The organism is Pseudomonas sp. SID14000 (assembly GCF_002165135.1).
Taxonomy (GTDB): Bacteria; Pseudomonadota; Gammaproteobacteria; order Pseudomonadales; family Pseudomonadaceae; genus Aquipseudomonas.
In genome coordinates this window covers 249,678-261,943 of sequence record NZ_NFZQ01000011.1, presented here as the reverse complement: position 1 = coordinate 261,943, position 12,266 = coordinate 249,678, and the positions used below count along the sequence as shown (strand labels likewise).

The window sequence follows — 12,266 nt, the reverse complement described above, 5'->3', positions numbered from 1 at the left end:
GGCCTGGAGGAGTACATCCATTACTACAACCATGACCGCATCAGGCTGAAACTCAATGGCCTGAGCCCTGTCAGCTACAGGACTCAGGCTACTGGCTAAAACTGTCCAACTTTTCGGGGGCAGTCCATTTGTTGCAGCGTGCCGAACCTGTCAGGCCATGGTTGCCTGGTTTGGTGCTTGTCTTGAGACTGGTGAGGCGGCGGCAGCACCAGCCGAGAAATTGAGTCAGACCAACAAGGCTGACAACCATGGCCTGACAGACATGGCCACGTTGCAACAAATGTGGGAGCGGGCTTGCCCCGCGAAGCGCCGCGCGGGCGGCGCTCGATCTCACAGGCGCTGAAAATCCCAAGGCATGCCCCAACCTCAGCGCCGCACCTGCTTCAGCGTCTCCGCAATCAAAAACGCCAGCTCCAGCGACTGGTCGGCGTTCATGCGTGGGTCGCAGTGGGTGTGATACCGGTCTGACAGCGCATCCTCGGTGATCGGCCGGGCGCCGCCGATGCATTCGGTGACGTTCTGCCCGGTCATCTCGATGTGGATACCGCCGGCATGGCTGCCCTCGGCTTGGTGCACCTGGAAGAACTGCTTCACCTCATCCAGGATCTGCGCAAAGTCGCGGGTCTTGTAGCCGCTGCTGGCCTTGATGGTGTTGCCGTGCATCGGGTCGGAACTCCACAGCACCTTGCGGCCTTCACGCTCGACGGTGCGGATAAGCCCTGGCAGATGGTCGCCGACCTTGCCGGCACCCATGCGCACGATCAGGTTCAGGCGACCAGGGTCGTTGGCTGGGTTCAGCGTATCGATCAGGCGGATCAGCTCTTCGGGGTTCATGCTCGGGCCAACCTTGACCCCGATCGGGTTGTGCACGCCGCGCAGGAACTCCACATGGGCACCGTCCAGCTGGCGGGTGCGGTCGCCGATCCACAGCATGTGCGCCGAGCAGTCGTAGTAGTCGCCGGTCAGGCTGTCCTGGCGCACGAAAGCTTCTTCATAGTTCAGCAGCAGCGCTTCGTGGGCAGTGAAGAAGCTGGTTTCGCGCAGCTGCGGCGCGCTGTCCAGGCCGCAGGCGCGCATGAATGCCAGGGTTTCGTCGATGCGGTTGGCCAACTGGTGGTACTTGTCGGCCAGCGCCGAGTTGGCGATGAAGTCCAGGTTCCACTTGTGCACCTGGTGCAGGTCGGCAAACCCACCCTGGGCGAAGGCGCGCAGCAGGTTGAGGCTGGCGGTGGCCTGGTGGTAGGCCTGCAGCAGGCGCTCCGGATCGGGGATGCGGCTTTTGGCGTCGAAGCCGATGCCGTTGACGATGTCGCCGCGGTAGGCGGGCAGGGTGATGTCGCCGATGGTTTCATCGCCCGAAGAGCGTGGCTTGGCGAACTGCCCGGCCATGCGCCCGACCTTGACCACCGGGCAGCCGGCGGCGAAGGTCATGACGATGGCCATTTGCAGCAGCACCTTGAAGGTGTCGCGGATTTTCGCCGCCGAGAATTCGGCGAAGCTTTCGGCGCAGTCGCCACCCTGCAGCAGGAAGGCGCGGCCTTCGGTGACCTCGGCGAACTGCCGGCGCAGCTCGCGCGCTTCGCCCGCGAACACCAGTGGCGGGTAGCTGGCCAGGGTCTGTTCGACCTTCAACAGGTGCGCGGCATCGGGGTAAGTCGGTTGCTGCTGGATGGGCAGGGCACGCCAGCTGTCGGGGCTCCAGGGTTGGTTCATCTCGGGCTCGGTCCTGTCGGTTGTAGGCTATGGGCCATGGTAACAGTTGGCGCTGCGCTTGTTGCATCGAGGGCGTTGACGGACAATGCGCGTTTTTGCGCGGGTGGGTGGTGAACATGGCGGTGGAACGGGAAGAGCGGCTACTGGCACGGGTGGAGGACGCCTTTGGCGTCATCAGCGTGTATGAAGTCGACGACTACCGCTTTCTGGAGTTCGGCGATGCGATCGAGCAGAGCTGTGTGTTCACGGCTGACCCCAGCTGGCTGGAATACGACTATACCCGTGCCATGTTGGTGGGGGCGCTGTGCCACGAGCAGCCGGAGAGCGCGCTGTTTCTCGGGCTGGGTGCCGGCACGCTGACCCAGGCTTGCATGAAGTTCCTGCCGCTGGACGACATTGAGGCGATCGAGCTGCGCCCGGATGTGCCGCGCCTGGCCATGGAATACCTGGGGCTGGATGATGACCCGCGGCTGTATGTCCGCATCGGCGACGCCCTTGAGCTGCTGCCCACGGCAGAGAAGGCCGACCTGCTGTTCGTCGACCTGTACACCGACCATGGGCCGGGGGTGGGCCATCTGGCTTGGAACTTCCTGGAGAACTGCCAGCAGCAGGTGAACCCAGGGGGGTGGTTGGTGATCAACCAGTGGGCCACCGACGATGGCAAGCCGCTGGGCGCGGCGTTGCTGCGCGGGTTGTACCACCGGCATTACTGGGAGCTGCCGGTGAAGGAGGGCAATGTGATCCTGCTGGTGCCGGCGGGCCTGGAGCAGACGCTGGACCTGGACGGGCTGCGGGCCCGGGCGGAGGCGCTGGCGCCGCGCCTGGGGTACAGCCTCGAGGGGCTGATCCGCGAGATTCGGCCGGCTACCTGAGTTGGCTTCTTCGCGGGCACGCGGTATCGCAGGCAGGAATCGTTTCAGCCGCACATTGCTGATGGCCCGATACTGGCCGGGCACCCTGAAAATATTCCTCACGCCTGCGCACGATTTCGGGTATAGTACGCGCCGGTCTTTTAGCGGACCGCAAAATCAGGTGGTGCAAACCCTCCGAGTCCAGCTTCGGCTGCACGTCCGCTAGGCGGACCTTCCCACGTTTTCTTTTTCAATCGTTTTCGCAAATCCCCGCCGCCAAAGCTGCCTGGGTGACCTGTCGGTCTTTCATGGCTTGTGCAGCTTTGGAGCATGGGTCTTTGCGGATGCACCTAGAGGCAGACCCATGACCCAGGAAACCGGCGGCTTCGCCGCTCTCGATCTCAACCCGAATATTGTTGCTGCCGTTCTGGCGACCGGCTATGAAGAGCCGTCCGCCATTCAGCAACAATCGATCCCGATCATCCTCGCCGGTCATGACATGATCGGCCAGGCGCAGACTGGCACCGGCAAGACCGCTGCCTTCGCCCTGCCGATCCTCAACAAGATCGATGTGAGCAAGCGCGAACCGCAAGCCCTGATCCTGGCGCCAACCCGTGAGTTGGCGCTGCAAGTTGCTACCGCTTTCGAAACCTACGCCAAGCAGATGCCGGGCGTGAACGTGGTCGCCGTCTACGGTGGTGCCCCGATGGGCCCACAGCTGCGTGCGATCCGCAATGGCGCGCAAATCGTCGTGGCCACCCCGGGCCGCCTGTGCGACCACCTGCGTCGTGACGAAAAAGTCCTGTCGACCGTGCAGTACCTGGTACTGGACGAAGCTGACGAGATGCTCAAGCTGGGCTTCATGGACGACCTCGAAGTGATCTTCGATGCCATCCCGGCCAGCCGTCAGACCGTGCTGTTCTCCGCCACCCTGCCGTCGTCGATCCGCTCGATCGCCGAACGCCATCTGCGCGAGCCCAAGCACGTCAAGATCCAGAGCAAGACCCAGACCGTAACCGCGATCGAGCAGGCCCACCTGATGGTCCATGCCGACCAGAAGATTCCGGCTGTGCTGCGTCTGCTGGAAGTGGAAGAGTTCGACGCGCTGATCGCCTTCGTGCGTACCAAGCAAGCCACCCTGGACCTGGCCGCCGCGCTGGAAGCCAAGGGCTACAAGGCTGCCGCGCTGAACGGCGACATCGCCCAGAACCAGCGTGAGCGCGTTATCGACTCGCTCAAGGATGGCCGCCTGGACATCGTCGTCGCTACCGACGTCGCCGCCCGTGGCCTGGACGTACCGCGCATCACTCACGTGTTCAACGTCGACATGCCGTACGACCCGGAATCCTATGTGCATCGTATCGGTCGTACCGGCCGTGCCGGTCGCGATGGCCGTGCACTGCTGCTGGTCACCCCGCGTGAGCGTCGCATGCTGCAGGTGATCGAGCGCGTTACCGGGCAAAAAGTTGCCGAAGCCCGTCTGCCGAATGCCCAGGCCGTGCTGGATGCACGCATCAAGAAGCTGACCTCGAGCCTGGCGCCGCTGGTAGCCGAAGCAGAAGCCACCCATGGCGAACTGTTCGACCGCCTGACCACCGACCTGGGTTGCAGCGCGCGTGCCCTGGCTGCCGCCCTGCTGCGCAAGGCCACCAATGGTCAGGCGCTGGACCTGGCCGCGGTAGAGCGTGAGCAGCCGCTGGTGCCGAGCTTCACCCCGCGTGGTGAGCGTACCGAGCGTGGTGAGCGTGGCGAACGCCCAGAGCGCGGTGACCGCGAGCGTCGTGCGCCGATGCCGCTGGCCGAAGGTCGCGTGCGTTGCCGTACTGCCCTGGGGGCCCGTGACGGCATCGCTGCCAAGAACCTGCTGGGCGCGATCCTCAACGAAGGTGGCCTGGCCCGTGACGCTATCGGTCGCATCCAGGTGCGTGACAGCTTCAGCCTGGTAGAGCTGCCGGAAGACGGCCTGGAGAAGTTGCTGTCCAAGCTCAAGGACACCCGCGTGGCTGGCAAGCAGCTGAAGCTGCGTCGCTACCGCGAGGATTGATCCTGGCGCAATGAAAAAATCCCCGGCTTTGGCTGGGGATTTTTTTTGCCTGTGCCGGCCCTTTCGCGGGTAAACCCGCTCCCAGGTACAGCACAAGCCTTGAAATCTGTGGAGACCCTGTGGGAGCGGGTTCACCCGCGAAGAGGCCTTTCAGCCGAACCGATAAATGTCCATCCCCAACGCCCCCAGGGTAAACCCTTGGTGCACCACCCCGAACTTGCCCCCAGCCCCCAGGGCAAAGAACAGCGGCAGGAAATGCTCGTCACTGGGATGGTTGCGCACCGCAAACGGCGCCTGCTGCCGATAATTCAGCAACGCTTGCTGATCATCCGCCCGAAGCTTTTCCACCACCCAATCCCTGAACGCCAGTGCCCATGGCTCGATCACATCCGGCCCGGCATGCCAGTCCAGTTCGCCCAGGTTGTGGGTAATGCTGCCCGAGCCGATCAACAGCACGCCCTGACCGCGCAAACCCGCCAGCGCCTGGCCTACCTTGACCTGCAGCGCCGGCCCCATGTGGCTGGGCAGGGAAACTTGCACCACCGGAATATTCGCCTCCGGGTACATCAGCGACAGCGGTACCCATGCACCGTGATCGAACGGCCGCTGCCCGTCCAGCCGGGCTGGCAGCCCGGCATCCTGCAGCAGTTCACTAACCTGGCCGGCAAGGCTGGGGTCACCCGGCGCCGGGTACTGCACCGCATACAACGCCGGTGGGAAACCGTAGAAGTCATGCCAGGTTTCCGGCTGTGCGCTACCGGTCACCAGCAGCTCGTGGCTTTCCCAGTGCGCAGATACCACCACGATCGCTTTCGGCCGGGGCAGGGCGTGGGCCAGCCCGGCCAGCGCGGGCCCGCTGGCGCCGGGTTGCAGGGCAAGCATGGGGGAACCATGGGAAATGAACAGGCTGGGCAGCATGGCGGGGTCCTGACGGTTAAGATGCAATCATATTCGATCAACTACAGATCGAAATCCAAACCAAGTTTTACCGATAAACCATCTAAAAATCGGGAGTGATCATGGAGCCAGCGTTCTGGCAGCAGCGGTGGGCCGACAACCAGATCGGCTTTCATCAGGCGCAGGTGAACCCCTATCTGCAGAAATTTTGGCCAACGCTTGGCCTGATGTCGGGCAGCCGCGTGCTGGTGCCGCTGTGCGGCAAGAGCCTGGACCTGGCCTGGTTGGCCGGGCAGGGGTACCGCGTGTTGGGTGTAGAGCTGTCGCGGCGGGCGGTGGAGGATTTCTTCCGCGAGCATGGGCTTGAAGCTGAAGTGCAACAGCGCGGGGCTTTCGAGGTTTGGCGCAGTGGTGACGTGGAACTGTGGTGCGGCGATTTCTTTGCGTTGCAGGCAGGGGATATTGGTGACTGCGCGGGGTTTTATGACCGGGCGGCGGTGATTGCCTTGCCGCCGCAGATGCGTGAGGCCTACATGCAATTGTTGTCGGGTTTGCTGCCGGCGAGTTGCCAGGGGATGGTGGTGACCCTGGATTACGACCAATCCTTGCTGGGCGGGCCGCCGTTTTCGGTAGGGGATGAAGAGCTGCGGCAGGGGTTTGCCGGGTGGCAGGTGGATGAGCTGGAGGTTGTGGAGGTGATTGAGGAGAGCCCGAAATTTTTGCAGGCCGGAGCTTCCAGTTTGTTGGAGCGGGTATACCGGGTTAGCCGCTGACAGGTGTGTAGCCTGGCCCGGCCCGTTCGCGGGTGAACCCGCTCCCACAGGTCCTCCACAGGCCTCGAAAAGCTGTGGGGTACCTGTGGAAGCGGGTTTACCCGCGAAGAGGCCGGCACAGGTGTACAAAAAAGGGCGACCGAAGTCGCCCTTTGCTTTTACTGGTTGGATCAACCGCGACGGCGCAGGGCCTCGATACGGTCTTCCAGCGGCGGGTGGCTCATCAGCAGCCCGGCCAGGCCGTGCTTCAGGCCACCATTGATGCCGAATGCCTTCATGGTGTCGGGCATGTGCACCGGCAGGCCTTGCTCCACGCGCAGGCGCTGCAGGGCGCCGATCATCGCTGCGGTACCGGCCAGCTGCGCACCGGCTTCGTCGGCACGGTATTCGCGGCGACGCGAGAACCACATCACGATCATGCTGGCCAGAATGCCGAGGATCAGCTCGGCAACGATGGTCGCCACGTAGTAGGCAATGCCTTGGCCTTCTTCGTTCTTGAAGATCACCTTGTCGACGAAGTTGCCGATGATGCGCGCGAAGAACATCACGAAGGTGTTCACAACGCCCTGCACCAGTGCCAGGGTTACCATGTCGCCGTTGGCCACGTGGCCGATCTCGTGTGCCAGTACTGCGCGCACTTCATCGGGCGAGAAACGCTCCAGCAGGCCCTGGGACACAGCGACTAGCGCGTCGTTGCGGTTCCAGCCGGTGGCGAAGGCGTTGGCTTCGTATGCCGGGAAGATACCCACCTCGGGCATCTTGATGCCCGCTTCACGGGACAGCTCTTCGACCGTTTGCAGCAGCCACTGCTCGTGGCGGGTGCGCGGCTGGCTGATGATCTGGGTGCCGGTGGTCATCTTCGCCATCCACTTGGAGATGAACAGCGAGACGAGGGAGCCGGCAAAGCCGAACACGGCGCAGAATACCAGCAGGCTGCTGAGGTTCAGGTCGATCCCGTTGGCGGCCATGAACCCGTTGAAACCGAACAGGCTCAGGGTAATGCTTGCAACCAGCACCACCGCGAGGTTGGTGGCTACAAACAACAGAATGCGCATCATGGTTGTTACGTTCTCCTGACGGATGAGTTGTCGCTTACTGCGGGGTATATAAGGGGCCGGCCGTGCCGATTCAATCGGGCGACTATTTCAAACTGTGTACGGCGGAGTATGGCAGAGGATGGCGCGGGGGCTGTGGGATAGAGCGTTGCAGGATGTAAGAAACATTCTGTGGGGGTTTTGGGGGCTGCCATGCAGCCATTCGCAGCGCAAGGCTGTTCCTGCAGGAGAACACGCATCCCTGTAGGAGCAGCCTTGTGCTGCGAATGGGCCATCACTTACTGCGAATAACCCTTCAGGAAATTGCCGATCCGGCCAATCGCCGCCTCCAGGTCATCCACCCGCGGCAAGGTCACCACGCGGAAGTGGTCCGGCCACGGCCAGTTGAATGCCGTGCCCTGAACGATCAGCAGCTTCTCCGACAGCAGCAGGTCGAGCACGAACTTCTCGTCGTTGTGAATCGGGCAAACCTTCGGGTCGATCTTCGGGAACGCATATAGCGCACCCATCGGCTTCACGCAGCTCACGCCCGGGATGTCGTTCAGCAGCTCGTAGGTGCGGTTGCGCTGCTCCAGCAGGCGGCCCGGTGGCAGCACCAGGTCGTTGATGCTCTGGTAGCCGCCCAGAGCGGTCTGGATGGCATGCTGGGCCGGCACGTTGGCGCACAGGCGCATGTTGGCCAGCATGTCGATGCCTTCGATGTAGCTTTGTGCATGGTGCTTGGGCCCGGAGATGATCAGCCAGCCGGAACGGAAGCCCGCCACACGGTACGACTTGGACAGGCCGTTGAAGGTCAGGCACAGCAGGTCGGGGGCCAGCGAGGCGGTGCTGATGTGCACGGCCTCGTCGTACAGGATCTTGTCGTAGATCTCGTCGGAGAACACCACCAGGTTGTGCTGGCGGGCCAGCTCCAGCATGCCCAGCAGCAGCTCTCTGGAGTACACCGCGCCGGTCGGGTTGTTCGGGTTGATGATTACCAGGGCCTTGGTGTTCGGGGTGATCTTGGCCTTGATGTCCTCAAGGTCGGGGAACCAGTCGGCCTGCTCATCGCACAGGTAGTGCACCGGCTTGCCGCCGGCCAGGCTCACGGCGGCGGTCCACAGCGGGTAGTCGGGGGCCGGGATCAGTACTTCGTCGCCGTTGTTGAGCAGCGCCTGCATCGACATGACGATCAGCTCGGACACTCCGTTACCCAGGTAGATGTCCTCGATGCCGACGCCTTCGATCTGCTTCTGCTGGCAGTACTGCATCACCGCCTTGCGCGCGCTGAACAGGCCCTTGGAGTCGCTGTAGCCCTGCGCGGTGGGCAGGTTGCGGATCACATCCTGGAGAATCTCGTCGGGCGCCTCGAAGCCAAACGGCGCCGGGTTGCCGATGTTCAGCTTGAGGATGCGGTGGCCTTCCTCTTCCAGGCGCTTGGCGTGCTTGAGCACTGGGCCGCGAATGTCGTAGCAGACATTGGCGAGCTTGTTCGATTTGCTGAACTGCATGATGGGATCCCGATTGAGAAAACGCGCTACGCCCCGCCGAAAGGTTTGAAAGGGCAGGAAGCGGGTGCCAGACTGAACGCCTGGCAAACGAAGCCAACTAATATACGTGCCACCCGCGCCCCGGAAAAGACGGTGTGCAGTGAAATTCAGCTTGCCGAGGTCCCTACATGCAAAAGATCGAGAAAACCCTGGAACAATGGCGGTCGATGCTCGACCCCGAGCAGTACCAGGTGTGCCGCCTCAAGGGCACCGAACGGCCGTTCAGCGGCAAGTACAACAGCGAGCGCCGCGACGGTATCTACCACTGCATCTGCTGCGGCCTGCCACTGTTCGATGCGCAGACCAAGTTCGATTCCGGTTGCGGCTGGCCGAGCTTTTATGCACCCATAGAGGAAAGCGCGATGATCGAGATCCGCGACACCTCCCACGGCATGATCCGAACCGAAGTCACCTGTGCCCGCTGCGATGCGCATCTGGGCCATGTATTCCCCGACGGCCCGCCACCAACCGGCCTGCGCTACTGCATCAACTCGGTGTGCATCGACCTGCGTCCGCGCGACTGACCGGAGCCCGACCATGGCTGGATCGATACTGGACATCCCCTGCGTGACCCTGGGCGGCGAGCACAAGAAGCTCGGCGACTTCCCCGGCAAGGCGCTGCTGGTGGTCAATACCGCCAGTCAGTGCGGCTTTACCCCGCAGTACAAAGGCCTGGAGCAACTGTGGCAGGCCTACCGCGCGCGTGGCCTGGTGGTGCTGGGCTTCCCCTGCAACCAGTTCGGCAAGCAGGAGCCGGGCGATGCGCGCGAAATTGCGCAGTTCTGCGAGCGCAACTTTGGCGTGAGCTTCCCGCTGTTCCGCAAGATCGAGGTCAACGGCCCTGGCACCCATCCGCTGTTCGTCGAACTCAAGCAGCGTGCCCCAGGCCTGCTTGGTACGCAGAAGATCAAATGGAACTTCACCAAGTTCCTGGTCGACCCGGCCAGCGGCCAGGTCAGGCGCTACGCCCCCACTACCAAGCCGCAGGCTCTGGAAGCGGACATCGAGCGCCTGCTCAGCCGTTGACTGGCACCCAGTGGTCGACCAGCGCCAGCAGCTCTTCGCGGCGGAACGGTTTGGCCAGGTAGTCGTTCATGCCCGCTGCCCGGCAGCGCTCGCGCTCCTCGGGCATGGCGTTGGCGGTCAGGGCGACGATTGGCAGGTGCGGCCAGCGGCCACTCTGGCGGATGCGCCGGCTGGCCTCGTAGCCGTCCATCACCGGCATGTTGCAGTCCATCAGCACCAGGTCGAATTCGTCCTGTTCCAGTAGCTCCAGGGCCTCGGCGCCCTGAGTGGCCAGCTGCACCTGGCAGCCGAGCTTGGCCAGCATGCCCTTGGCCACCAGCTGGTTCACCGGGTTGTCCTCTACCAGCAGGATTCTCGCGCGGCCTTGTTCCATGGTAATGGCCGGGGTTGCCAGCGGGTGCTCTGGCTCATGGCCTTGCAAGGTGCGCCGCAGTGTCTGGTACAGGGCATTGCGCGCCAGTGGCCGGGCCATCTGGTGCAGCGGTGCCAGGGCCAGCGACTGCTCGTTGGGCAGGAAGTTGCCGTAGGCAGTCACCAGCAAAATCGGTGTTTTCAGTGCCGGGCGCAGTTCGAACAGCTGGTCCAGGCTGTCGGTGATCAGCAGGTCGATAGCTGCGGTATCCAGCCCTGCGCTGCTGTCATGGTGCTGGTAGGTCAGGCCCCAGGTGGGCAGCAGGCCCTGCAACAGTTCCTCGAGCCCGCTGCCGGCCGCGCCCAGCAATGCCACGCGCCCGTGCAACGGTGCCGGCGGGATGGCTTCGGTGTGCACGGCCAGCGGCAGTTCGGCGCTGAAACAGCTGCCGAAGCCCGGGTCGGACTTGATATGCAGGTGGCCTTGCATGGCCTTGCACAGATTGCGCGTCAGCGCCAGGCCCAGGCCGGTGCCGCCGTACTGGCGGGTGATGCCGGCGCCGGCCTGGGTGAACGGCTGGAAGATCCGTGCCTGGGCTTCTTCGGGGATGCCGATGCCGGTGTCGCGAACTTCCAGGCGCACGCCGCCGATGATAGTCGTCAGGCGCACATCTACGCGGCCGAAGCGGGTGAACTTGAGGGCGTTGGACAACAGGTTGCTGACGATCTGCCGTACCCGCGTGGGGTCGCCGAGCACGCTGCTGGGGAAGTCGCGCGCGATCAGGCAGGTCAGCTCCACGCTTTGAGCGGTGTTTTGCGACAGCAGGTTGGCGGTGTCCTCGACCATCGAGGCCATGTCGAACGGAATGCGTTCCAGCTCCAGCTGGCCGGCATCGAACTTTGACAGGTCGAGGATATCGTTGAGCAACTCCACCAGCACCTTGCCCGAGTCATGGGCAATCGCCAGCTGCTGGCGTTGCTCGCTGGGCAGCGTACTGTCCAGGGCAAGGGCGATCATGCCGAGCATGCCATTGAGCGGGGTGCGGATTTCGTGGCTCATGTTGGCGAGGAAGGCGGCGCGCGCCTGGGCCATGTCCAGCGCCCGGCGGCGGGCTTCTTCCAGCTCCTGGTTGGACAGGCTCAGGCTGCTGTTGCTGGCTTTCAGCTCGTTGGTGCGTGCCGAGACGATGTCTTCCAGCTCATTGAGGTACTGGGTCAGGCGGTTTTCCGCCGTGCGCCGCTGCTCGATCTCGGTGGCCATGCTGACGAACTGCTGGTTGGCGACCTTCACCAGCACGCCGATCTCGTCGTGTTCGTGGCCGTGCGGGCAGGCCAGGCGGGTTTGCCGGGGCTTGCGTGGGTCGCTGCCGCTGAGCGCGCCAATCACCGTCACCAGCGGCTTGGTCAGCATCATGTAAAACAGCGCCAGCAAGATGCCGGTCAACACCAGGCTGCGGGCGAAGCCATTGAGCAGGGTAACGCCGGCACGGTCGAGGAAGCGGTTGCCGAAGGCGAAGGTATCCACCTCCAGATACAGCGTGCCGAGGTCCTCATCGGGCATATGGGTGAGGTACAGGCGCTCCTTGAACTGACGTTGCTTGCCGAACAGGAAGTCGCTGAGCGGCCGGTAGCGGTCCTGCAGGCGCGGTCGCTCGACATCGGCCAGCACCGTTTCGTTGTTGTCGCTCAGCCGCGCGCGGATGATTGCTGGCGACTCCAGCAAGCCGCGAGTCAGCTCCAGTGCCAGTTCCGAATCGATGTTGTAGGCAATGCGCGAGGCCGTGTTGTGGCTGATTTGCAGCAAGGCGCGCACTTCGCGGTTGATGGACGCGTCTTCGCTGGCATAATCGATGCCGATCTGGATGAGACTGAGCAATGTTCCCAGGATGAAGCCGACCAGGACTGTCAACCGGGCTTGCTTGTATGACAGGCGATTGGTGAACTTGATATCCATGTGTCCCGAGCCGGTTTCACGTCCCTTGCGCTGCGCAAGCATAGCCGATCAACCCCGGCTGCTGGTGGGTCTG

10 protein-coding genes and 1 pseudogene are annotated in these 12,266 nt (G+C 63.3%); 6 read left to right on the top strand and 5 right to left on the bottom strand.

The genetic code is table 11. The features are described from left to right. On the top strand, positions 1-99 hold a 99-nt coding region (locus CAY82_RS18455; protein WP_140399069.1), incomplete at its 5' end, for an IS3 family transposase. A gap of 267 nt (positions 100-366) precedes the next feature. On the opposite strand, the gene CAY82_RS18450 is transcribed toward CAY82_RS18455, so the two are convergent. Further along, positions 367-1,713: a class II 3-deoxy-7-phosphoheptulonate synthase gene (locus CAY82_RS18450; RefSeq protein WP_003247094.1), complete on the bottom strand. Its 1,347-nt coding sequence runs from the start codon at positions 1,711-1,713 to the stop codon at positions 367-369. Between the two features lie 116 nt (positions 1,714-1,829). Here CAY82_RS18450 and CAY82_RS18445 point away from each other — a divergent pair, with 116 nt between their 5' ends. Together CAY82_RS18445 and CAY82_RS18440 are read left to right on the top strand one after the other, a co-directional pair. Continuing rightward, entirely contained in the window at positions 1,830-2,585 is a 756-nt protein-coding gene (locus CAY82_RS18445) for a spermidine synthase (protein ID WP_087502499.1), read from the top strand. 309 nt (positions 2,586-2,894) lie between these two features. Next, positions 2,895-4,608, top strand: a pseudogene (locus tag CAY82_RS18440) (DEAD/DEAH box helicase). A 150-nt stretch (positions 4,609-4,758) separates the two neighbouring features. Here the strand turns inward: CAY82_RS18440 and CAY82_RS18435 are convergent. Next, positions 4,759-5,526, bottom strand: a complete 768-nt coding sequence (locus CAY82_RS18435) for a class III extradiol ring-cleavage dioxygenase (RefSeq protein ID WP_087502497.1) — start codon at positions 5,524-5,526, stop codon at positions 4,759-4,761. Between the two features lie 101 nt (positions 5,527-5,627). Here CAY82_RS18435 and CAY82_RS18430 point away from each other — a divergent pair, with 101 nt between their 5' ends. Then, on the top strand, positions 5,628-6,278 hold the full coding sequence (locus tag CAY82_RS18430) for a thiopurine S-methyltransferase (RefSeq protein ID WP_087502496.1): 651 nt from the start codon (positions 5,628-5,630) through the stop codon (positions 6,276-6,278). 170 nt (positions 6,279-6,448) lie between these two features. On the opposite strand, the gene htpX is transcribed toward CAY82_RS18430, so the two are convergent. Together htpX and CAY82_RS18420 are read right to left on the bottom strand one after the other, a co-directional pair. Next, a complete protein-coding gene (htpX, locus tag CAY82_RS18425; RefSeq protein ID WP_087502495.1) occupies positions 6,449-7,336 on the bottom strand; it encodes a protease HtpX in 888 nt (295 codons plus the stop codon). Positions 7,337-7,611: 275 nt separating this feature from the next. Then, entirely contained in the window at positions 7,612-8,823 is a 1,212-nt protein-coding gene (locus tag CAY82_RS18420; RefSeq protein ID WP_087502494.1) for a pyridoxal phosphate-dependent aminotransferase, read from the bottom strand. A gap of 167 nt (positions 8,824-8,990) precedes the next feature. Between CAY82_RS18420 and msrB the strand changes: the two genes are divergently transcribed. Together msrB and CAY82_RS18410 are read left to right on the top strand one after the other, a co-directional pair. Then, positions 8,991-9,386, top strand: a complete 396-nt coding sequence (msrB, locus tag CAY82_RS18415; RefSeq protein ID WP_015269381.1) for a peptide-methionine (R)-S-oxide reductase MsrB — start codon at positions 8,991-8,993, stop codon at positions 9,384-9,386. 13 nt (positions 9,387-9,399) lie between these two features. Continuing rightward, complete coding sequence (locus tag CAY82_RS18410) at positions 9,400-9,888, top strand: glutathione peroxidase (RefSeq protein WP_087502493.1); 489 nt, start codon at positions 9,400-9,402, stop codon at positions 9,886-9,888. Here the strand turns inward: CAY82_RS18410 and CAY82_RS18405 are convergent. Further along, on the bottom strand, positions 9,878-12,235 hold the full coding sequence (locus tag CAY82_RS18405; protein ID WP_087502492.1) for a response regulator: 2,358 nt from the start codon (positions 12,233-12,235) through the stop codon (positions 9,878-9,880). The two genes, CAY82_RS18410 and CAY82_RS18405, sit on opposite strands and share 11 nt — an antisense overlap. Between the last annotated feature and the right edge of the window lie 31 nt (positions 12,236-12,266).

Bases quoted from the DNA above. Each gene is read 5' to 3' on its own strand.
- CAY82_RS18450 (WP_003247094.1), bottom strand. From the start codon at position 1,713: ATGAACCAACCCTGGAGCCCCGACAGCTGGCGTGCCCTGCCCATCCAG.
- CAY82_RS18445 (WP_087502499.1), top strand. From the start codon at position 1,830: ATGGCGGTGGAACGGGAAGAGCGGCTACTGGCACGGGTGGAGGACGCC.
- CAY82_RS18435 (WP_087502497.1), bottom strand. From the start codon at position 5,526: ATGCTGCCCAGCCTGTTCATTTCCCATGGTTCCCCCATGCTTGCCCTG.
- CAY82_RS18430 (WP_087502496.1), top strand. From the start codon at position 5,628: ATGGAGCCAGCGTTCTGGCAGCAGCGGTGGGCCGACAACCAGATCGGC.
- htpX (WP_087502495.1), bottom strand. From the start codon at position 7,336: ATGATGCGCATTCTGTTGTTTGTAGCCACCAACCTCGCGGTGGTGCTG.
- CAY82_RS18420 (WP_087502494.1), bottom strand. From the start codon at position 8,823: ATGCAGTTCAGCAAATCGAACAAGCTCGCCAATGTCTGCTACGACATT.
- msrB (WP_015269381.1), top strand. From the start codon at position 8,991: ATGCAAAAGATCGAGAAAACCCTGGAACAATGGCGGTCGATGCTCGAC.
- CAY82_RS18410 (WP_087502493.1), top strand. From the start codon at position 9,400: ATGGCTGGATCGATACTGGACATCCCCTGCGTGACCCTGGGCGGCGAG.
- CAY82_RS18405 (WP_087502492.1), bottom strand. From the start codon at position 12,235: ATGCTTGCGCAGCGCAAGGGACGTGAAACCGGCTCGGGACACATGGAT.